The organism is Dyadobacter sp. 676 (genome assembly GCF_040448675.1).
Lineage (GTDB): Bacteria > Bacteroidota > Bacteroidia > Cytophagales > Spirosomataceae > Dyadobacter.
This window is the reverse complement of record NZ_CP159289.1, coordinates 1,618,912-1,633,839: the sequence shown is the minus strand read 5'-3', so window position 1 is coordinate 1,633,839 and position 14,928 is coordinate 1,618,912. Positions and strand designations below refer to the sequence as shown.

Below are 14,928 nucleotides of genomic sequence, written 5' to 3'. Positions count from 1 at the left end.
GCGGGAGTAGTGTGCTCTTCAATGAATTAATGCAACTACCTTATATATCCAGTTTTTGGGGTCAGATAAACGACACAGAAAAAGATTATTTTTTAAATAGAATGTGGATGATTCCACAGGCAGCCTCAGCGACGGCTGCCGCGATGTCGTTCGCGGAGTGGTTTTACTGCAATCTTTCCGATGACGGTAACTGGAATGCGTTCAAGCATGCGGTATGGTCGGCGATCTTGTGTATGGAATTTGGGGTTTCAACTGCACTTCAAATCACCAATAATCATGAACTGGAATCGCCGCCGAACCAGCAGGAAATGGATTTATTCAATAATGATTTAGGTATTAAAACATACAAGAGCGTTAGCGCTTCGTTAGCCGCGATGCCTGTCCATGTCCCTGGCCTAAAACTAGGCCTAATAGCTGATACTGTTTTGAAAAAAATTGCTGTTGGGCAAGGGAAGAGGTTAAGTCCTGAGAATGTAAGCCCTGGAACACCCCAAACTTTTTTTTGGACAAACGGAGCGAATCGATGTCACTGAGTGGAGATGAAATTATTTAAAAGTTGCAAAAAATATGTGAACAGTAGGCAATTGACAAGCCTGCTGTTCATGGGAATTGCCACAGCATGCTCAATGGAAAACGGGGAATTTTACATCACGGACGTGTCGAAAAAGCACACATTTACCGATTCTGCTTCGTTCCATCCCGACTGTTGCGTTTCCACTTCCGTGACCGGTATGCTGGATGCACCCGCCTTGATAATCGTTGAGGGTTATTTAATCGGAGGGTTTATCGATAGCCTGCATTTGCCGAAGGGTAAGGTGAACATCGAAAACTCGCATGGAGATTTATATGGGTATAGAAAAATTGCTATCAAATATTATCCTGGTGATGCGAAGAAAGGTAGCTTGAAAATCAAGACGTTGATTTTTTGAAATGGTGCAAATGAAGACGGAAAATAAGAGGTATGTGGGTTGCGGATTATTTATCAGCCTGCTGTTCATCGGAATAGCAGGTTGCTCATTTGAAAAGGGCGAGTTTCACATAACGGATGTATCCCAAAAGCATTACTTCACGGACTCAGCCTCTTTTCATCCCAGCTGTTGCGTCGCAACCACCGTGACCGGAACACTTGACGCACCTGCCGTGGTAGTAGTTCAGAGTTATTTGATCGGAGGACTTAACGACAGCATTCATTTGCCGAAGGGTAAGGTGAATGTAAATTCCCGGCAAGACCATTACTGGTACAGGAAAATCGCTATTAAATACTTCCCCGGCGAAGCAAAAAAGGGAAATCTCACGATCAAGACCTCAATCTATTAAAATGAAATGGCAAAATGTATTTAATATCCATAACCTGGTCAAGGTAATTGTCTTGTTCTTCATTGGATTGGCATTTTTCCTGTTGATGTGGCCTTATTGGATGGAAAACGACGGCGTATTCGAAATTGCCGATCCTTCTCAAATGTACTTGTTTGAAGATTCTTCCCGAGCCTCCCATGCCGACGTCGTAGAAGCGTCCATCAGCGGGTATCTGGACGGTACGGCCAGGGTGGAGATTTACTATCCGGATATGATACACCGTGTGTGGACTTTTGACCTTCAAGCGGGCCGCATTGATTCATCAGGTCGTTGGGACTTCTACGATAGGAAAGTGCGCATTGACTATATTCCGGGGACGGCCAAAAAAGGGGCATTTGAGAATCGTTACGAAGGTCTTTTAAGCAACACAAGCGGCCCGGGTTACTCCGGCCACTTGTGTATTAATATGCTCTTAACTGTGTGTTGAGGTAAGCGCTGCATTCATTACTCGACCTTCAACCTCACCCAAACCAACCGATGGTCCGAACTCGACTCACGTTTCTCCACAAGCTCTGCCATCGGCTCACCTTTTGCAGGCCAGAAAACGCCGCTGTCGAGGATTTGGAAGCCTTTGCGCGAGGGTAGTACGTAATCCGCACGCATACGCCAGAATGCGGTGTGGTTTTTGGCAAATGCATTCGCTGGTGAATGCTCGGCGCCGCCTTTGCTGGTGGGAGCAGTGCTGCCGTTGACGGCAGGGTTAGCAATCAGCTGGCGGATGCCGTCTGCGATGGCGTTGCCTTCGTCGGGAGAAGCGTTTTGATCACCCAGTATCACGAATGACGTATTTGCGGCGAGGCCGCCTTTTTTGCCCTTGTCATCATAAATGTAACCGCCCTCGCCCGGGGTGATGTAGTCGTTCCAGAAGCGGATTTCGTCATGGTTACGCTTGCCGTTGCGGTCTTCCTTGCCGTCGAACGAAGGAGGGGTAGGGTGGCTTGCGAGCACGTGGACAGTTTTGCTGCCGATTTTTACCGGAATATCCCAATGTGATTTGGACGACAGTGGAAATTGTGCCCAGGCTTCGGGTACGTACCAGTCGGAGCCGTCCTCCGCGGTGGTTTTTAATGCATTGGGCATGTCCTTCCATTTAAAATGCTGGAATGTACGGACTGTTTCCGTATCTATCGGAAATCTCGACAAAAGTACCATTCCATATTGCCCCGGATAATTTCCGAAACCCCACGCATCTGCGCCGAATTGCTCAGCCTTACCGTTTCTGTCGAGGTCATAAGGGGTCGGCTGGCCGGTGTTAACGGTCGAATAATAGTAGTAAGGGTAATCGACGCCTTTCACACCATCGGAATCTTCTTTTAAATACCCCTTAATAAACTGCCCCACGCCTTCCGCAGGGTTTTTGACATAATCGAACTCATTGAGCAAAATCACGTCCGGGCGGACGGTTTTAATGATCTGTGCGATGTTTTTGATCTGCTGGTTCGAGCCGGAAGCAAGTTCTTTGATCAATACCTTTTCAGAATTGCCCGGAGTGCCGCGCGGGAAGTAGTTTTCGGCCTCCATACTCACGTTGTAAGTGGCGAATGTGACCATAGCAGGAGTGGGCTGGGCCATCAGCAGCCCGGAATTGGCGAGCCCATGGCAAAGCAATGCGCCGGAAAGCAACAGTGATTTCATTGCGTTTTTGTTTTGGTTGTAAACGATTGATGAAGAATTGCGAAAACCGCTATTGGTGTCAAGCAAAAAAGAGCCGCTCCGGTTACGAAGCAGCTCTTTTGGAATATTTATTGAACAGGCATGATCAATGGAAGAAATCTTTCATTTTATCGAAAAATCCTTTCTCGTTCTTGCCCGGCTTGGGCTGGAAGTTCGGCGAATGACGGAGCGATTCAAGCGTTGAGCGCTCGTCGGCAGTCAGTTGCTGCGGCGTCCACACGTTGATGTGCACCAGCTGGTCGCCCTTCCCGTAACCGTTCAGGTCCTTGATACCCTTACCTTTAAGGCGCAGAATTTTACCGGCCTGCGTGCCCGACTCGATATTGATGCGCGCCTTGCCGTCGATGGTCGGTATTTCAACCGAAGTACCGAGTGCCGCATCGATAAAGCTCAAATGCATGTCGAACACCACATTGTTGCCGTCCCTTTTCAGTAATGGATCCTCTTCTTCTTCTATGACGATCAGCAGGTCGCCTGCTACGCCCCCGCGCGCTGGAACATTCCCTTTGCCCGACATCGAGAGTTGCATTCCTTCGGCCACACCACCGGGAATATTGAGCGTGATCAGGTCGTCTTGCAACAACCGGCCTTCACCCGCGCAGGATTCACAACGTTCGCTGATGATTTTACCGTCGCCGTTGCAGGTAGGGCAGGTGCTGGTCGAAACCATCTGACCGAGCATGGTGCTCACCACTTTGCGGACCTGGCCGGTTCCGTTACATGTGCCGCAGTTAGTGAGCGACGTGCCGTTTTTAGCCCCGTTGCCACCGCATGTGTTGCAGGTAACGTGTCTTTTTACCTTGATTTTTTTCTCAACGCCGTTCGCGACCTCTTCCAGGTTCAGTTTCAGCTTGATCCGAAGGTCGGAACCCCGGCGGACGCGACGGCCATTTCCGCCCTGGCGGCCGAAAATATCACCGAACGGGCTGCTATCCCCGAAAATATCGCCGAACTGTGAGAAAATATCGTCCATCGTGAAGCCGCCGCCGAAGCCGCCTGCTCCGCCTCCCGACGCACCGCCTACACCGGCGTGACCGAACTTGTCGTAACGCTGACGTTTGCTATCGTCGCTCAGAACGCTGTATGCCTCCGCCGCTTCTTTGAACTTGTCCTCGGCCGTAGGGTCGTCGGGGTTCTTGTCCGGGTGGAATTTGATCGCGAGCTTGCGGTAAGCTTTTTTGATGTCATCCGCGGAGGCGCCACGATCCACCCCAAGGACTTCGTAATAATCTCTTTTCTTTGCCATTTTTAATTACTGATGTATCCTTTAAGGAAGGTTGAAGGATCAGGCGCCCACGATTACTTTGGCGTAGCGAATGACCTTGTCGTTCAGGTAATATCCTTTTTCGATCTCATCGATGACCTTTCCTTTCAGGTCCTCCGAAGGAGCAGGGAACTGTGCGATGGATTCATGAATTTCGGCATCGAAATCAGCACCTTTCGACTCCATGGCTTTCAGACCTTTGGATTCGAGGGCCTTGAAGAGCTTGTTATAAATAAGGTCGACGCCTTCTCTCAATGCATCGACGTCGGTAGACGATTCAAAGGAGACCTTGGCACGTTCGAAATCGTCGACGATGGGGAGAATGAGCTTCACCATGTCGGCGCTTGCTCCGGAGATCATTTCCAGTTTTTCCTTCGCGGTGCGACGGCGGAAATTTTCAAAATCTGCATAAAGGCGGAGGTATTTGTCTTTCAGCTCGGCGATTTCCGCTTTTGCCGCATCCAGCGGATCAATGGCTGGAGCTTCGGCCGAGGAGGCCTCACCGGAGGGCGCCTCACCAGTAATCTCCTCTCCTGCGTTGTCCAGGGGTACGGTGTTGGAATTTTCGGAATTTTCTTCGTTTACCAGATTGTCAGTTTCCAATGAAGCTTTATCCTCGTTCATTTCGTAATTTTTGTCTTGATCTATGTTGAATTCTGTATTTTCTGGCATGGTTCTTCGCGGTTACGTGTCTTTTTACAACAGCCATTTAGCCCCAAAATTACTTTGCCACGGCTAAATTACTGACAAGATGACATTTTATAATCAATTTGTAACTTTGCAGTATGACGGCAGCAGATATTGTAGCGCAGGAGAGGAGTCGGTTTATCAAGGCAAAAGCCCTTGAGAACGGCTTTGATTTCTGTGGTATTTCAAAGGCGGAGTTTCTGGAGAGCGAAGCCCCGCGCCTCGAAAAATGGCTGTCGCTCAACCATCACGGCGCCATGGCTTACATGGCCAACCACTTCGACAAGCGTCTCGATCCTACCAGGCTCGTAGAAGGCGCCAGGAGTGTTATTTCGGTATTGCTCAACTACTATCCGGAGGAACGGCTTCCCGAAGGCGACGAAGATCTCAAAATCTCGAAATACGCCTATGGAACAGATTATCATTATGTATTGAAGGAGAAACTGGGTGCATTACTGGCCGCCATTCACGAAGAGGTGGGGGAGGTGAATGGCCGCATTTTCGTTGATTCCGCGCCGGTAATGGACAAAGCCTGGGCGGCAAAAAGCGGTTTGGGCTGGATCGGGAAGCATTCGAATCTGCTCAACCGGGAAATGGGAAGCTTTTTCTTTATCGGGGAAATCATCTGCGATCTCGACCTCGCGCCGGACAGCGCCACGGGCGACTACTGCGGCACCTGCACCAGATGCATCGATGCCTGTCCGACCGACGCCATTACCGAACCTTTTGTGGTGGACGGCAGCAAATGCATCAGCTACTACACCATCGAGTTGAAGGACGCAATTCCGGAGGACGTACGGGGAAAATTTAACAATTGGATATTCGGTTGCGACGTGTGCCAGGACGTGTGTCCGTGGAACCGTTTCGCGCGTCCGCACAGGACTATGGAGTTCAATTTACCAGAGCAGCTTTCCGACTTTTCAAACGGCGACTGGCAGGAGATAACAGAAGAAATATTTCGTGAAATCTTTCGAAGATCGCCCATAAAAAGGGCCAAATATGCCGGTTTGAAGCGAAATATCGAATTTGTCATATCCGGTGAATAAAAAGCACAATTGTATCTGAAACCTCTTATATTTGGGCCGGGGAGTTCCTTTCGATGACTGAATAAAACACTCAATACAATGAGAAAACAATCTGTCAATCTTTGGGCCGTACTGGTATGTGTGGTGATAGGTCAGGTGATACCAGCTTTGTGGTATAGCGCGTTTTCAGAACAGTGGATGGCCTTGAACGGCTTCACCATGGAGCAAATCAAATCGGCCAACAGCCCGGTCCCTTATCTTGCCAGTATTGTTTCAACCTCTTTCATGGCTTACACCATGGCCTGGGTCTTTACCAAAATTCCCGTCAAATCCTTCATAACCGGTTTTCTTGTCGGCCTGTTGTTCGGGATCGTCTTCGTTTTGTTTGAAACGATCGTGAAGGACATGTTTTCGATGCGTCCGCTGGCGCTTTCACTGATCAACGGCGGTGTGAGCGTGATCGTGTACGCACTCACGGGCGCGATCCTGGGCGCCTGGCGCAAATATGAGTAACCGCTCCTGCTTTATCTTGCTTTTATACTAGTTCGGCATCCGGCAACCGGCTCCGATGTAGTACTTTTTTTGTCGATATACTTCGCTTTCATCCGGCAATTTGACCGACTGATCGGCACGGCCGGTAAAAATCAAAAACGTCGAATGCGTGCCGGTGTTTCGAGCACGCAACAAAAAAACGCCCGGAGAAATAAATGTAAATTATACAAATAATATTTCAACGTACCTGAAAATATGCGTTTTAAATGCGTTTAAAAGGTGTTTGTACGAAATATTAGTTTAGTGCAATTAAAAAAGGCCGAATAAGTTGCTAATCTGGCTTTATAGATTTAAATTTCTTCAAAATCCAAATAAACCCAACTTTCCTATGAGCAAAGCTTTACAGTGTGTGCTGCTGACATTACTGTCGGTAGTGCTATTGATTAACGCGTCGCATGCCCAGGACCGGCAGGTTACCGGGAAGGTGAACGACGAAAACGGGGCCGGGATTCCCGGCGCCAATGTCCTGATCAAAGGGACTACGAGGGGAACGAACACGGATGCGGAAGGAAATTTCAGTTTGAATATGAGCGGCGCCGGAACGCTGATTGTTTCTTCGGTGGGTTATACGTCCAAGGAAGTGGAAGTATCGGCCAACATGACCAACGTTACGGTTTCGATGGACGCGGACGTCCGGAACCTGGGCGAGGTGGTCGTAACGGCGCTGGGTATCAGCAAGGAGCAGAAGACGCTGAGCTATGCAACCCAGATGATCAATACCGATAATTTCTCGAAAGCCCGCGAATTGAACGTGGCCAATTCGCTTTCCGGCCGTGTGGCCGGTCTCGATATCGTCCGCTCTTCTTCCGGTGTAGGCGGTTCCAGCCGGATCGTATTGCGGGGCGACCGCTCCATTACAGGCAACAATCAGGCGTTGATCGTCGTGGACGGCGTACCTATCGATAATTCCAACTTTAGTCCCGGCAACGCCAACGGCGGCCGTGATGCAAGCGACGGTCTTTCGAGTATCAACCCCGACGACATCGAGTCGATCAACGTATTGAGGGGAGCGTCGGCAACGGCGCTGTACGGTAGCCGTGCGGCAAATGGCGCGTTACTGATCACGACCAAGAGAGGGGCTGTGCGGAAAGGGATCGGGGTTAACATTAACAGCACTTTCCAGGCCGAGCGCGCTATGATTCTTCAGGATTTCCAGAATGTGTACGGGCAGGGGGTTGACGGTAATAAAATCCAGCCTAACAGCGAATTCAGCTGGGGGCCAAAAATGGAAGGCCAGCAGGTGCCCGCCTGGGGCCCTGATCCAGCGAATGCAGGAAAGACGTACGCCTATTCCCCGAATCCCGATTCCTATAAAGATTTCTACTCTACCGGAACTTCCCTTGCAAATTCGGTTTCCCTTACTGCCGGGACCGAAAAAATACAGACTTACTTTTCCTACACCAATACCACGGCCAGGGGAATCGTATCTAATAACAAGTTGAGCCGTCATAACTTCAATCTCCGTTTGTCGAGCCAGATCACAAGCAAACTGAGCTTTGACGGCAAAGTGACTTATCTGAGCGAAAAGATCAACAACCGTCAACAGACCGGAGAATCGTTTGCGAACCTGCAACGCCATATCCTTCGCTTACCCAGAAGCATTTCGCTCGATCAGGCCAAGCAATTCGAATACGTTGTGCCGGCGACGGGCCGGGTTCGGCAAAATTACTGGAACCCGGGTTCCAATGGCGGACAAAACCCGTACTGGATCAAGAACCGGGTACTTGCGCTGGATAACCGCGACCGGATTTACGGCTTTACGCAGTTGAATTATAAAATCACCGACTGGTTTACGCTGATGGGCCGGGCAGGATACGATAAATACATCGATAAATTTGAAGGTAAGTGGTATACCGACACCTATACAATCGCCGATTTTGGTGACTATCAAACCAATTGGCGGGACAACTCCGAATTGAACCTGGATTTGTTCGGATTGATCAGCAAGCAGTTCGGCGGGGATTTCAGATTGGAAGCGACTGTCGGTGGAAATATTCTGAAAAGAGACTACATAAACCATCAGACACTCAATAACGGATTGAACCGGGACAATCTGTTTGTGACAACGAACGCGAGAAACTCCGTCACTAACCGCGACGTCAGACAAACCCGAAAACAGGGTGTATTTGCGTCTGCGGACTTTATCTGGCGTGACGCTCTCACCATTTCCGGTTCGGCCCGGAACGACTGGTCGTCGACGTTGCCAAAGGCCAATCAGTCCTATTTCTTTCCGTCGGTGGGTGTGGCCGCTGTCCTGACGAGCCTTTTCGATTTGCCTCAGGCCATTTCGTTTGCCAAAATCAGGGGAAGCTATGCCCTGACCGGTAACGACGCCTCGCCTCATTTGCTGGCACAAACCTACTCCTACGTTGCGGGTGGGAACACCGGTTATATTGTCCGCGACAATGTAAAGCCATTCCCCGTTCTGAAACCGGAAATGACTACCGCACAGGAAATAGGTCTGGAAGCAAAATTCCTTAATAACCGGATTGGATTCGACCTGACTTTATATAATAGTAACTCCAAAAACCAGCTATTCCAGGTTCCGCTGTCGCCGGCCTCCGGTTGGAGCTTTGAATACATCAATGCGGGTAATGTCAGAAACCGGGGCATCGAGCTGATGTTGAACCTGGTTCCGGTAAGAGCGGGAAATTTTACCTGGAACCTGGATTTGAATTATGCAAGGAACATTAATAAGGTTATCAAATTATCGGACAGGCTTAGCACGCTGACATTGGCAAGTGATTTTATGAATTTCATGCGGGCAGAAGAGGGCCGGGCTCTTGGTCAGATTTACAGCCGCGGTTTCCAGCGGGATGCTCAAGGCAGAATTATTGTGGATAGTAAAGGCATTCCGCTCGTAACGTCGGGAACGACGGTGCCGCTCGGAACTTCCCGCCCTTCATGGACAGGTGGCGTTACAAACCGATTCTCCTACAAAGGCTTCAATTTCAGTTTCCTGGTAAGCGGCAGGATCGGCGGTGTGGTAACCTCATTCACCAACGCGGTAATTTATGCGGACGGTGTGACGAAGGAGACACTGGCCGGACGTGAAGGTATGGTAGTAGAAGGTGTACGAGAGGACGGTAGCCCGAACACGGTTAAGACCACAGCCGAAGCATACTGGAAATTTGTAGGCGGCCGGAATACGCCGATCGGCGAGGCATTTACTTACAGTGCGTCTAACATTCGCATGCGGGAAATGACGCTGGGGTATAGTTTGCCGCAAAGCGTCATCGGCAAGTCTGCATTCCAGAACGTATCCCTGTCGCTGGTGGGGCGCAACCTGTTCTTTATCATGAATAAGGCGAAAGGGTTTGATCCCGAGCTGGTCGCTGGCTCGGCAAACACTACCGTGGGTCTTGAATCGTTTTCGATGCCTTCTACCCGCTCCGTCGGCGTAAACCTTACTCTTACATTCTAATCGAAAATCCGGAAAAGAAATGAAAAGAAAATATCAAATATTAGCGCTGACGCTTCTGACAACGCTTGCCGCCGGAATTTACTCCTGCACAGGCGATTTCGAGGAGATCAATACGAACAAGACGAAGCTCACCGAGCTGGACGAGCTGGGTACGGAGAATGCATTCGCCGCGGCCCAGTACCGTTCCATTCAGGCGAGCTGGCAGACATTTCAAAGTCTCTTCGCCGATTTGCAGGGGCAATACTTTGCAAATATTGCCCAGAACTTCTCGTCGGACCGGAACGTAATGGTAGGTAACTGGCTCAACGGAGCGTGGAGCGGCTTCTATGGTACTGCCGTACCCGCTTTGATAGGCGTTCTCGAAAACACCGGCCCCAGTGGGAAATATCCCAACCCCGGCAAGTTCGCGATAGCCAGCATTTGGAAGGTATATATGTATTTGCCGAGAACTGATTATTGGGGCCCGATCCCCTATTCGCAGGTTGGCAACGGAGGGCCGGATGTCCCTTACGATTCACAGGAGGCTATTTACAAGGACTTTCTTACTACCCTGAAAACTTCCGCGACGGCACTTGAAGCATTCAGGGGGAAGAAAATCTTCGATACAGTCGATCAGATCTATGGTGGTGAGGTGAATAAATGGATTTTATTTGCTAACACACTGCGTTTGCGCATTGCCATGCGTATGTCAAAAGTAGAGCCCGCATTGGCGAAAACCGAGGCGGAAGCGGCTGTCGCAGCAGGGGTTTTTACAACCAACGCCGACGATGCCTTCCTGAAAGTGACCGCCAATTCCTTCAACCCGATGAACCAGGCTACGGCCTGGAACGAGTTCCGCATGAGCGCGGCTATGGAAAGTGTTCTGAAAGGATATGCCGATCCCCGGATCAGCAAGTACTTCGCGCCCGTTCCCGGAACCAGCAATTTCAAAGGATTGCGCAACGGATATACCCAGGGCGAACTGGGAGCTCCTGAAAACAATGCGGGCGCGACATCGAATGTCGCCGATCAATTCCTTCCTGCAGTACAGGATAAAAACCCGTTCGCGATCATGTACGCGTCCGAAGCGTATTTCCTGCGTGCCGAGGGTGCGTTGAAAGGCTGGGCAATGGGCGGAACGGCAAAGGAGTTCTACGAAAAGGGGATCGAAACCGCATTCAAGCAATGGGGGATTACCGACGCAGCCGTGATTACCGCGTATATCAACGGAACGACGACTCCGATAGCATTGAACGACATGGTAAAAACACCTGCGTTAAGCGACATTCCGGTGAAATTCTCTGCCGACCCGGCCAAGCAACTGGAACAGATCATTACCCAAAAGTGGCTTGCGAATTATCCCAATGGCCATGAGGCCTGGGCGGAATACCGCCGCACCGGTTACCCCAAATTATATGCGCGTATCAACTCCGATAATCCCGACTCGCCGAAGGACGCGGTCGTAAGGCGTACGCCTTTTGTGATCGGCGAACAGCAAACGAACGCAAAAGCGGTCGCCGATGCCATTACCAAGCTCGGGGGAGAAGATAAGTCCAGTACGCGTTTATGGTGGGATAAGCCCTGATCAACGGTTTTTTAAAGAAGTATTTATCAAACAAAAAGGCAGACCAGGTGTCTGCCTTTTTTGCAGTCCCGTAATCCTATGCGAAAAATTTTACTCCTGCTGGTGTTCCTTTCAGGCTGCAAAAAAGACGAAACCCTTTTCACCTTGCTAGACTCCGGCAAAACAGGCGTCGATTTCAATAACTACATCGACGAGGATGAAGAGAACAACGTGCTCCGGTACGGTTACTTCTATAATGGAGGAGGCGTGGCGGCTGCGGATTTCAACAACGACGGGCTGGTTGATCTGTATTTTACAGGCAATATGGTAGCCAACAGGTTGTACCTGAACCGCGGCGATATGGAGTTCGAGGATATTTCTGAAAAATCAGGGACAGGTTTGAACGAGGGGTGGAAAACCGGCGTGTCGCTGGTGGATATCAATGACGACGGCTGGATAGACATTTTTGTGTGCCGCGCCGGTGCGCAGGACCCGCGCCTGCGTACGAAGCTCCTGTACGTAAATAATGGCAAAACAGCCGACGGGATTCCCACTTTCACCGAAAAAGCGGCTGAGTATGGCCTGGACGACGCTTCTTATACAACGCAGGCCGTTTTTTTCGACTACGATCGCGACGGCGATACCGACTGTTTCCTGCTGAACCATTCGTTACAGGAATACGCCGGGTTCAGCAACCTGCTTGCCAGTTACCGTCAGCAGCGCAACGACGCATATGGGAACAAACTGCTCCGAAACGACAGCGGCCGTTTTACGAACGTTACCGATTCGGCAGGTATCGTTTCCAATGTGCTGAGCTTTGGGTTAGGGGTTAATGTCAATGACTTTAATAACGACGGTTGGCAGGACCTTTACATTGCCAACGACTACAACGAAAACGACTATCTGTACCTGAATGAGCGAAACGGGAAGTTCAAAGAGGTGATCCGGGAGTCGATGGGGCATGTATCGCTGTTTTCGATGGGTACCGATGCGGCGGACATCAATAACGACGGCCTGATGGACGTGCTGACGCTCGACATGCTGCCCGGCTCTAACGAGCGCATTAAATTAACCTCCGGTGATGATAATTTCGACAAGTACCAGCAACTTCTTCGCGCGGGTTTCCACGATCAAAGCATGCGGAATATGTTGCAGCTCAATAATGGGGTCAATCCTGAGGGTGTGCCGGTTTTTAGCGAAATAGGCCAGTTGGCGGGTGTTTCCAATACCGATTGGAGCTGGGCCGCACTCATAGCCGACTTCGATAACGATGGCTGGAAGGATATTTTCATTTCCAACGGCTATGCGCGGGACTATACCAATATGGAGTTTCTCAAATACTCCGCCGACAGGCAGGTAGAAGGCAACCAGGGAGGCGATATGCCGAAGCAAATGGAAATCATCGCGCAAATGCCGCCGATCAACGAGCCCGATTATATCTTCCAGAACCGGAAAGACCTCACGTTCGTACGGAAGATCAAGGAATGGGGATTTGAAAACAATAACCAGTCGAATGGAGCCGCCTATGCCGACCTTGATAACGATGGCGACCTCGATCTTGTAACCAACAATATTGGCCGGAAGGCATTCATTTACCGTAATAACGCGGAGAAAATGCTGGCCGGGAACAACACCTTTCGGGTCAAGCTGGTTTCAGCCAAATATGCCGGTTTGGCCGGCTCGAAAGTAACGCTCTACAGCGACTCGCTCACCCAGACGCAGAATTTCATTCCCGTTCGCGGGTTCCAGTCGGCCCAATGGGATGCTTTGCATTTCGGGCTGGGTACCCGCACCCGTATCGATTCGCTGGAAGTGCAGTGGGCCGATGGCAGCAGGCAGGCGGTGAAAAATGTGAGCGGAAAGGAAATAACGCTCCGGTATGGCGATGCCCGTAATGTGGCCGACAAATCCGCCGGTCCTGCTCCTTTGTGGCGTCCGGTGCCGCTTATCGACTTTACACATATAGAGGACGCCCGCAACGATTTTCGCATTCAGACCCTGTTGCCGGCCATGCTTACCTACCAGGGGCCGCATTTGGCACAAACAGATATTAATGGCGACGGCATCGACGACTTCTATATCGCGGGGGCGCGGGGGCAATCGGGGGGTTTTGTGGCTGAGCGGTAATGGTACATTCCGTAGGTCGCCCCAGCGGGCGTTCGAAAGCGATGCGGCTTTTGAGGATGCCGACGCGGTATTCTTTGATGCCGACGGCGACGCCGACCAGGATTTGCTGGTGACGAGCGCCGGTTACGAACTGAATGCGGACGATCCGCGACTGGCGCCACGGTTGTACCTCAATGAAAAAGGCGCCTTCAAAAAAGTGCCATTTCCAGCTGTCGGGCTCAACGCCGCTGCGGCAGCAGCAGCGGACGTGGATAAGGACGGAGACCTCGATATTTTCCTTGGTTCGAGGGCGACGCCGGGGCGCTTTCCCGAAAGTTCCGGAGGCGTACTGCTGGTCAATAATGGTAAAGCCATGTTCACCGATGCCACCGCCAGCCAGGCCCCGGCGCTACGGGCGGCCGGCATGGTTACCGATGCGGTGTTCGAAGACCTTGGAAATGACGGCTTCCCGGACCTGATAGTAACTGCCGACTGGATGCCTGTGCAGGTTTTTGTCAATAATAAGGGAACATTCGCCGATGCCAGCGAAAAATGGGGCACGGCTGGTCTTCACGGCTGCTGGAATGCGCTCCACCCGGCAGACCTGGACGGCGACGGTGATACGGACATCGTTGTCGGGAATATGGGTACGAACTGGCAGTGGAATATTACTTCCCCCGACGGGTTGGCGCTTTATGCTGCCGACTTTGACAATCTTGGCAGGGTGGTGCCGGTAATAGCCCTCGAAGAGCACGGCAAACAATATCCTTACGCCAGCCGTGACGAATTGCTCGACCAGATTCCCTCACTAAAAAAGAAGTATCCCGATTATATAAGTTATTCGAAGGCAACATTACCGGAAATGCTTTCGGAAGAAAAATTGAAGGCGGCCAGGGGGTTAGCAGCCAGTGAATACCGGACCGGAATTCTGGAAAATGCGAATGGAAAATTCATTTTCCATCCGTTGCCGGTCGAAGCGCAATTTGCCCCGGTGCACGCTATCGCCGTACACGACATGGATGCCGACGGGAAGCCCGACATCGTTCTGGGCGGGAATATAAAACAGACGCGGGTAAGAATGGGTAAGAACGATGCCAGTCTGTTACAGGTGTTCTGTAATAAAGGATCGTTGAATTTCAGGTATTTACCTCAATATAAAAGCGGTTTCTACGTCACGGGCGATGTTCGTGACGTGGCTGTTTTGAAAATGAGCGGTGCACAATATCTCCTGGGCGCCGTGAACAACGGGCCACTCGTGAGCTACCGTTTTTCAGGCGGCGGAAATTAATTTTTCATT

13 protein-coding genes are annotated in these 14,928 nt (G+C 50.7%); 10 read left to right on the top strand and 3 right to left on the bottom strand.

Annotation, left to right across the window (positions count from 1 at the left end):
• The first annotated feature begins 11 nt into the window (after positions 1-11).
• The 4 genes from ABV298_RS07495 (at position 12) to ABV298_RS07480 (ending at position 1,783) form a co-directional block, all read left to right on the top strand.
• A complete protein-coding gene (locus ABV298_RS07495; RefSeq protein ID WP_353721530.1) occupies positions 12-533 on the top strand; it encodes a hypothetical protein in 522 nt (173 codons plus the stop codon).
• 93 nt (positions 534-626) lie between these two features.
• Positions 627-929, top strand: a complete 303-nt coding sequence (locus ABV298_RS07490) for a hypothetical protein (RefSeq protein ID WP_353721529.1) — start codon at positions 627-629, stop codon at positions 927-929.
• A 10-nt stretch (positions 930-939) separates the two neighbouring features.
• Positions 940-1,317, top strand: coding sequence for a hypothetical protein (locus ABV298_RS07485; RefSeq protein WP_353721528.1), 378 nt, complete (start codon positions 940-942; stop codon positions 1,315-1,317).
• A gap of 1 nt (position 1,318) precedes the next feature.
• The gene (locus ABV298_RS07480) at positions 1,319-1,783 is read left to right on the top strand and encodes a hypothetical protein (protein ID WP_353721527.1); all 465 of its coding nucleotides are present in this window, start codon (positions 1,319-1,321) and stop codon (positions 1,781-1,783) included.
• Between the two features lie 17 nt (positions 1,784-1,800).
• On the opposite strand, the gene ABV298_RS07475 is transcribed toward ABV298_RS07480, so the two are convergent.
• The 3 genes from ABV298_RS07475 to ABV298_RS07465 all read right to left on the bottom strand — a co-directional run bounded on the left by ABV298_RS07475 (position 1,801) and on the right by ABV298_RS07465 (position 4,966).
• The gene (locus ABV298_RS07475) at positions 1,801-2,991 is read right to left on the bottom strand and encodes an endonuclease/exonuclease/phosphatase family protein (RefSeq protein ID WP_353721526.1); all 1,191 of its coding nucleotides are present in this window, start codon (positions 2,989-2,991) and stop codon (positions 1,801-1,803) included.
• Between the two features lie 124 nt (positions 2,992-3,115).
• The gene (gene dnaJ / locus ABV298_RS07470) at positions 3,116-4,276 is read right to left on the bottom strand and encodes a molecular chaperone DnaJ (RefSeq protein ID WP_353721525.1); all 1,161 of its coding nucleotides are present in this window, start codon (positions 4,274-4,276) and stop codon (positions 3,116-3,118) included.
• Between the two features lie 39 nt (positions 4,277-4,315).
• Positions 4,316-4,966: a nucleotide exchange factor GrpE gene (locus ABV298_RS07465; protein WP_353721524.1), complete on the bottom strand. Its 651-nt coding sequence runs from the start codon at positions 4,964-4,966 to the stop codon at positions 4,316-4,318.
• Between the two features lie 113 nt (positions 4,967-5,079).
• On the opposite strand from ABV298_RS07465, the gene queG reads away from it, so the two are divergent.
• From queG to ABV298_RS07435, 6 genes are all read left to right on the top strand, one after another.
• Positions 5,080-6,027: a tRNA epoxyqueuosine(34) reductase QueG gene (queG, locus tag ABV298_RS07460; protein WP_353721523.1), complete on the top strand. Its 948-nt coding sequence runs from the start codon at positions 5,080-5,082 to the stop codon at positions 6,025-6,027.
• Between the two features lie 78 nt (positions 6,028-6,105).
• On the top strand, positions 6,106-6,519 hold the full coding sequence (locus tag ABV298_RS07455; RefSeq protein ID WP_353721522.1) for a DUF1761 domain-containing protein: 414 nt from the start codon (positions 6,106-6,108) through the stop codon (positions 6,517-6,519).
• 367 nt (positions 6,520-6,886) lie between these two features.
• Complete coding sequence (locus tag ABV298_RS07450; protein WP_353721521.1) at positions 6,887-9,982, top strand: SusC/RagA family TonB-linked outer membrane protein; 3,096 nt, start codon at positions 6,887-6,889, stop codon at positions 9,980-9,982.
• Between the two features lie 19 nt (positions 9,983-10,001).
• On the top strand, positions 10,002-11,546 hold the full coding sequence (locus tag ABV298_RS07445) for a SusD/RagB family nutrient-binding outer membrane lipoprotein (protein ID WP_353721520.1): 1,545 nt from the start codon (positions 10,002-10,004) through the stop codon (positions 11,544-11,546).
• 78 nt (positions 11,547-11,624) lie between these two features.
• The gene (locus tag ABV298_RS07440; RefSeq protein ID WP_353721519.1) at positions 11,625-13,652 is read left to right on the top strand and encodes a CRTAC1 family protein; all 2,028 of its coding nucleotides are present in this window, start codon (positions 11,625-11,627) and stop codon (positions 13,650-13,652) included.
• Positions 13,579-14,919, top strand: coding sequence for a VCBS repeat-containing protein (locus tag ABV298_RS07435; protein ID WP_353721518.1), 1,341 nt, complete (start codon positions 13,579-13,581; stop codon positions 14,917-14,919). The genes ABV298_RS07440 and ABV298_RS07435 overlap by 74 nt, the downstream gene beginning before the upstream one ends.
• Positions 14,920-14,928 lie beyond the last annotated feature (9 nt).

Coding starts and splice junctions, on each gene's coding strand:
- ABV298_RS07490 (WP_353721529.1), top strand. CDS start 627: ATGGAAAACGGGGAATTTTACATCACGGACGTGTCGAAAAAGCACACA.
- ABV298_RS07435 (WP_353721518.1), top strand. CDS start 13,579: ATGGCGACGGCATCGACGACTTCTATATCGCGGGGGCGCGGGGGCAAT.
- dnaJ (WP_353721525.1), bottom strand. CDS start 4,276: ATGGCAAAGAAAAGAGATTATTACGAAGTCCTTGGGGTGGATCGTGGC.
- ABV298_RS07450 (WP_353721521.1), top strand. CDS start 6,887: ATGAGCAAAGCTTTACAGTGTGTGCTGCTGACATTACTGTCGGTAGTG.
- ABV298_RS07465 (WP_353721524.1), bottom strand. CDS start 4,966: ATGCCAGAAAATACAGAATTCAACATAGATCAAGACAAAAATTACGAA.
- ABV298_RS07485 (WP_353721528.1), top strand. CDS start 940: ATGAAGACGGAAAATAAGAGGTATGTGGGTTGCGGATTATTTATCAGC.
- ABV298_RS07445 (WP_353721520.1), top strand. CDS start 10,002: ATGAAAAGAAAATATCAAATATTAGCGCTGACGCTTCTGACAACGCTT.
- ABV298_RS07455 (WP_353721522.1), top strand. CDS start 6,106: ATGAGAAAACAATCTGTCAATCTTTGGGCCGTACTGGTATGTGTGGTG.
- ABV298_RS07480 (WP_353721527.1), top strand. CDS start 1,319: ATGAAATGGCAAAATGTATTTAATATCCATAACCTGGTCAAGGTAATT.
- ABV298_RS07440 (WP_353721519.1), top strand. CDS start 11,625: ATGCGAAAAATTTTACTCCTGCTGGTGTTCCTTTCAGGCTGCAAAAAA.
- ABV298_RS07475 (WP_353721526.1), bottom strand. CDS start 2,991: ATGAAATCACTGTTGCTTTCCGGCGCATTGCTTTGCCATGGGCTCGCC.
- queG (WP_353721523.1), top strand. CDS start 5,080: ATGACGGCAGCAGATATTGTAGCGCAGGAGAGGAGTCGGTTTATCAAG.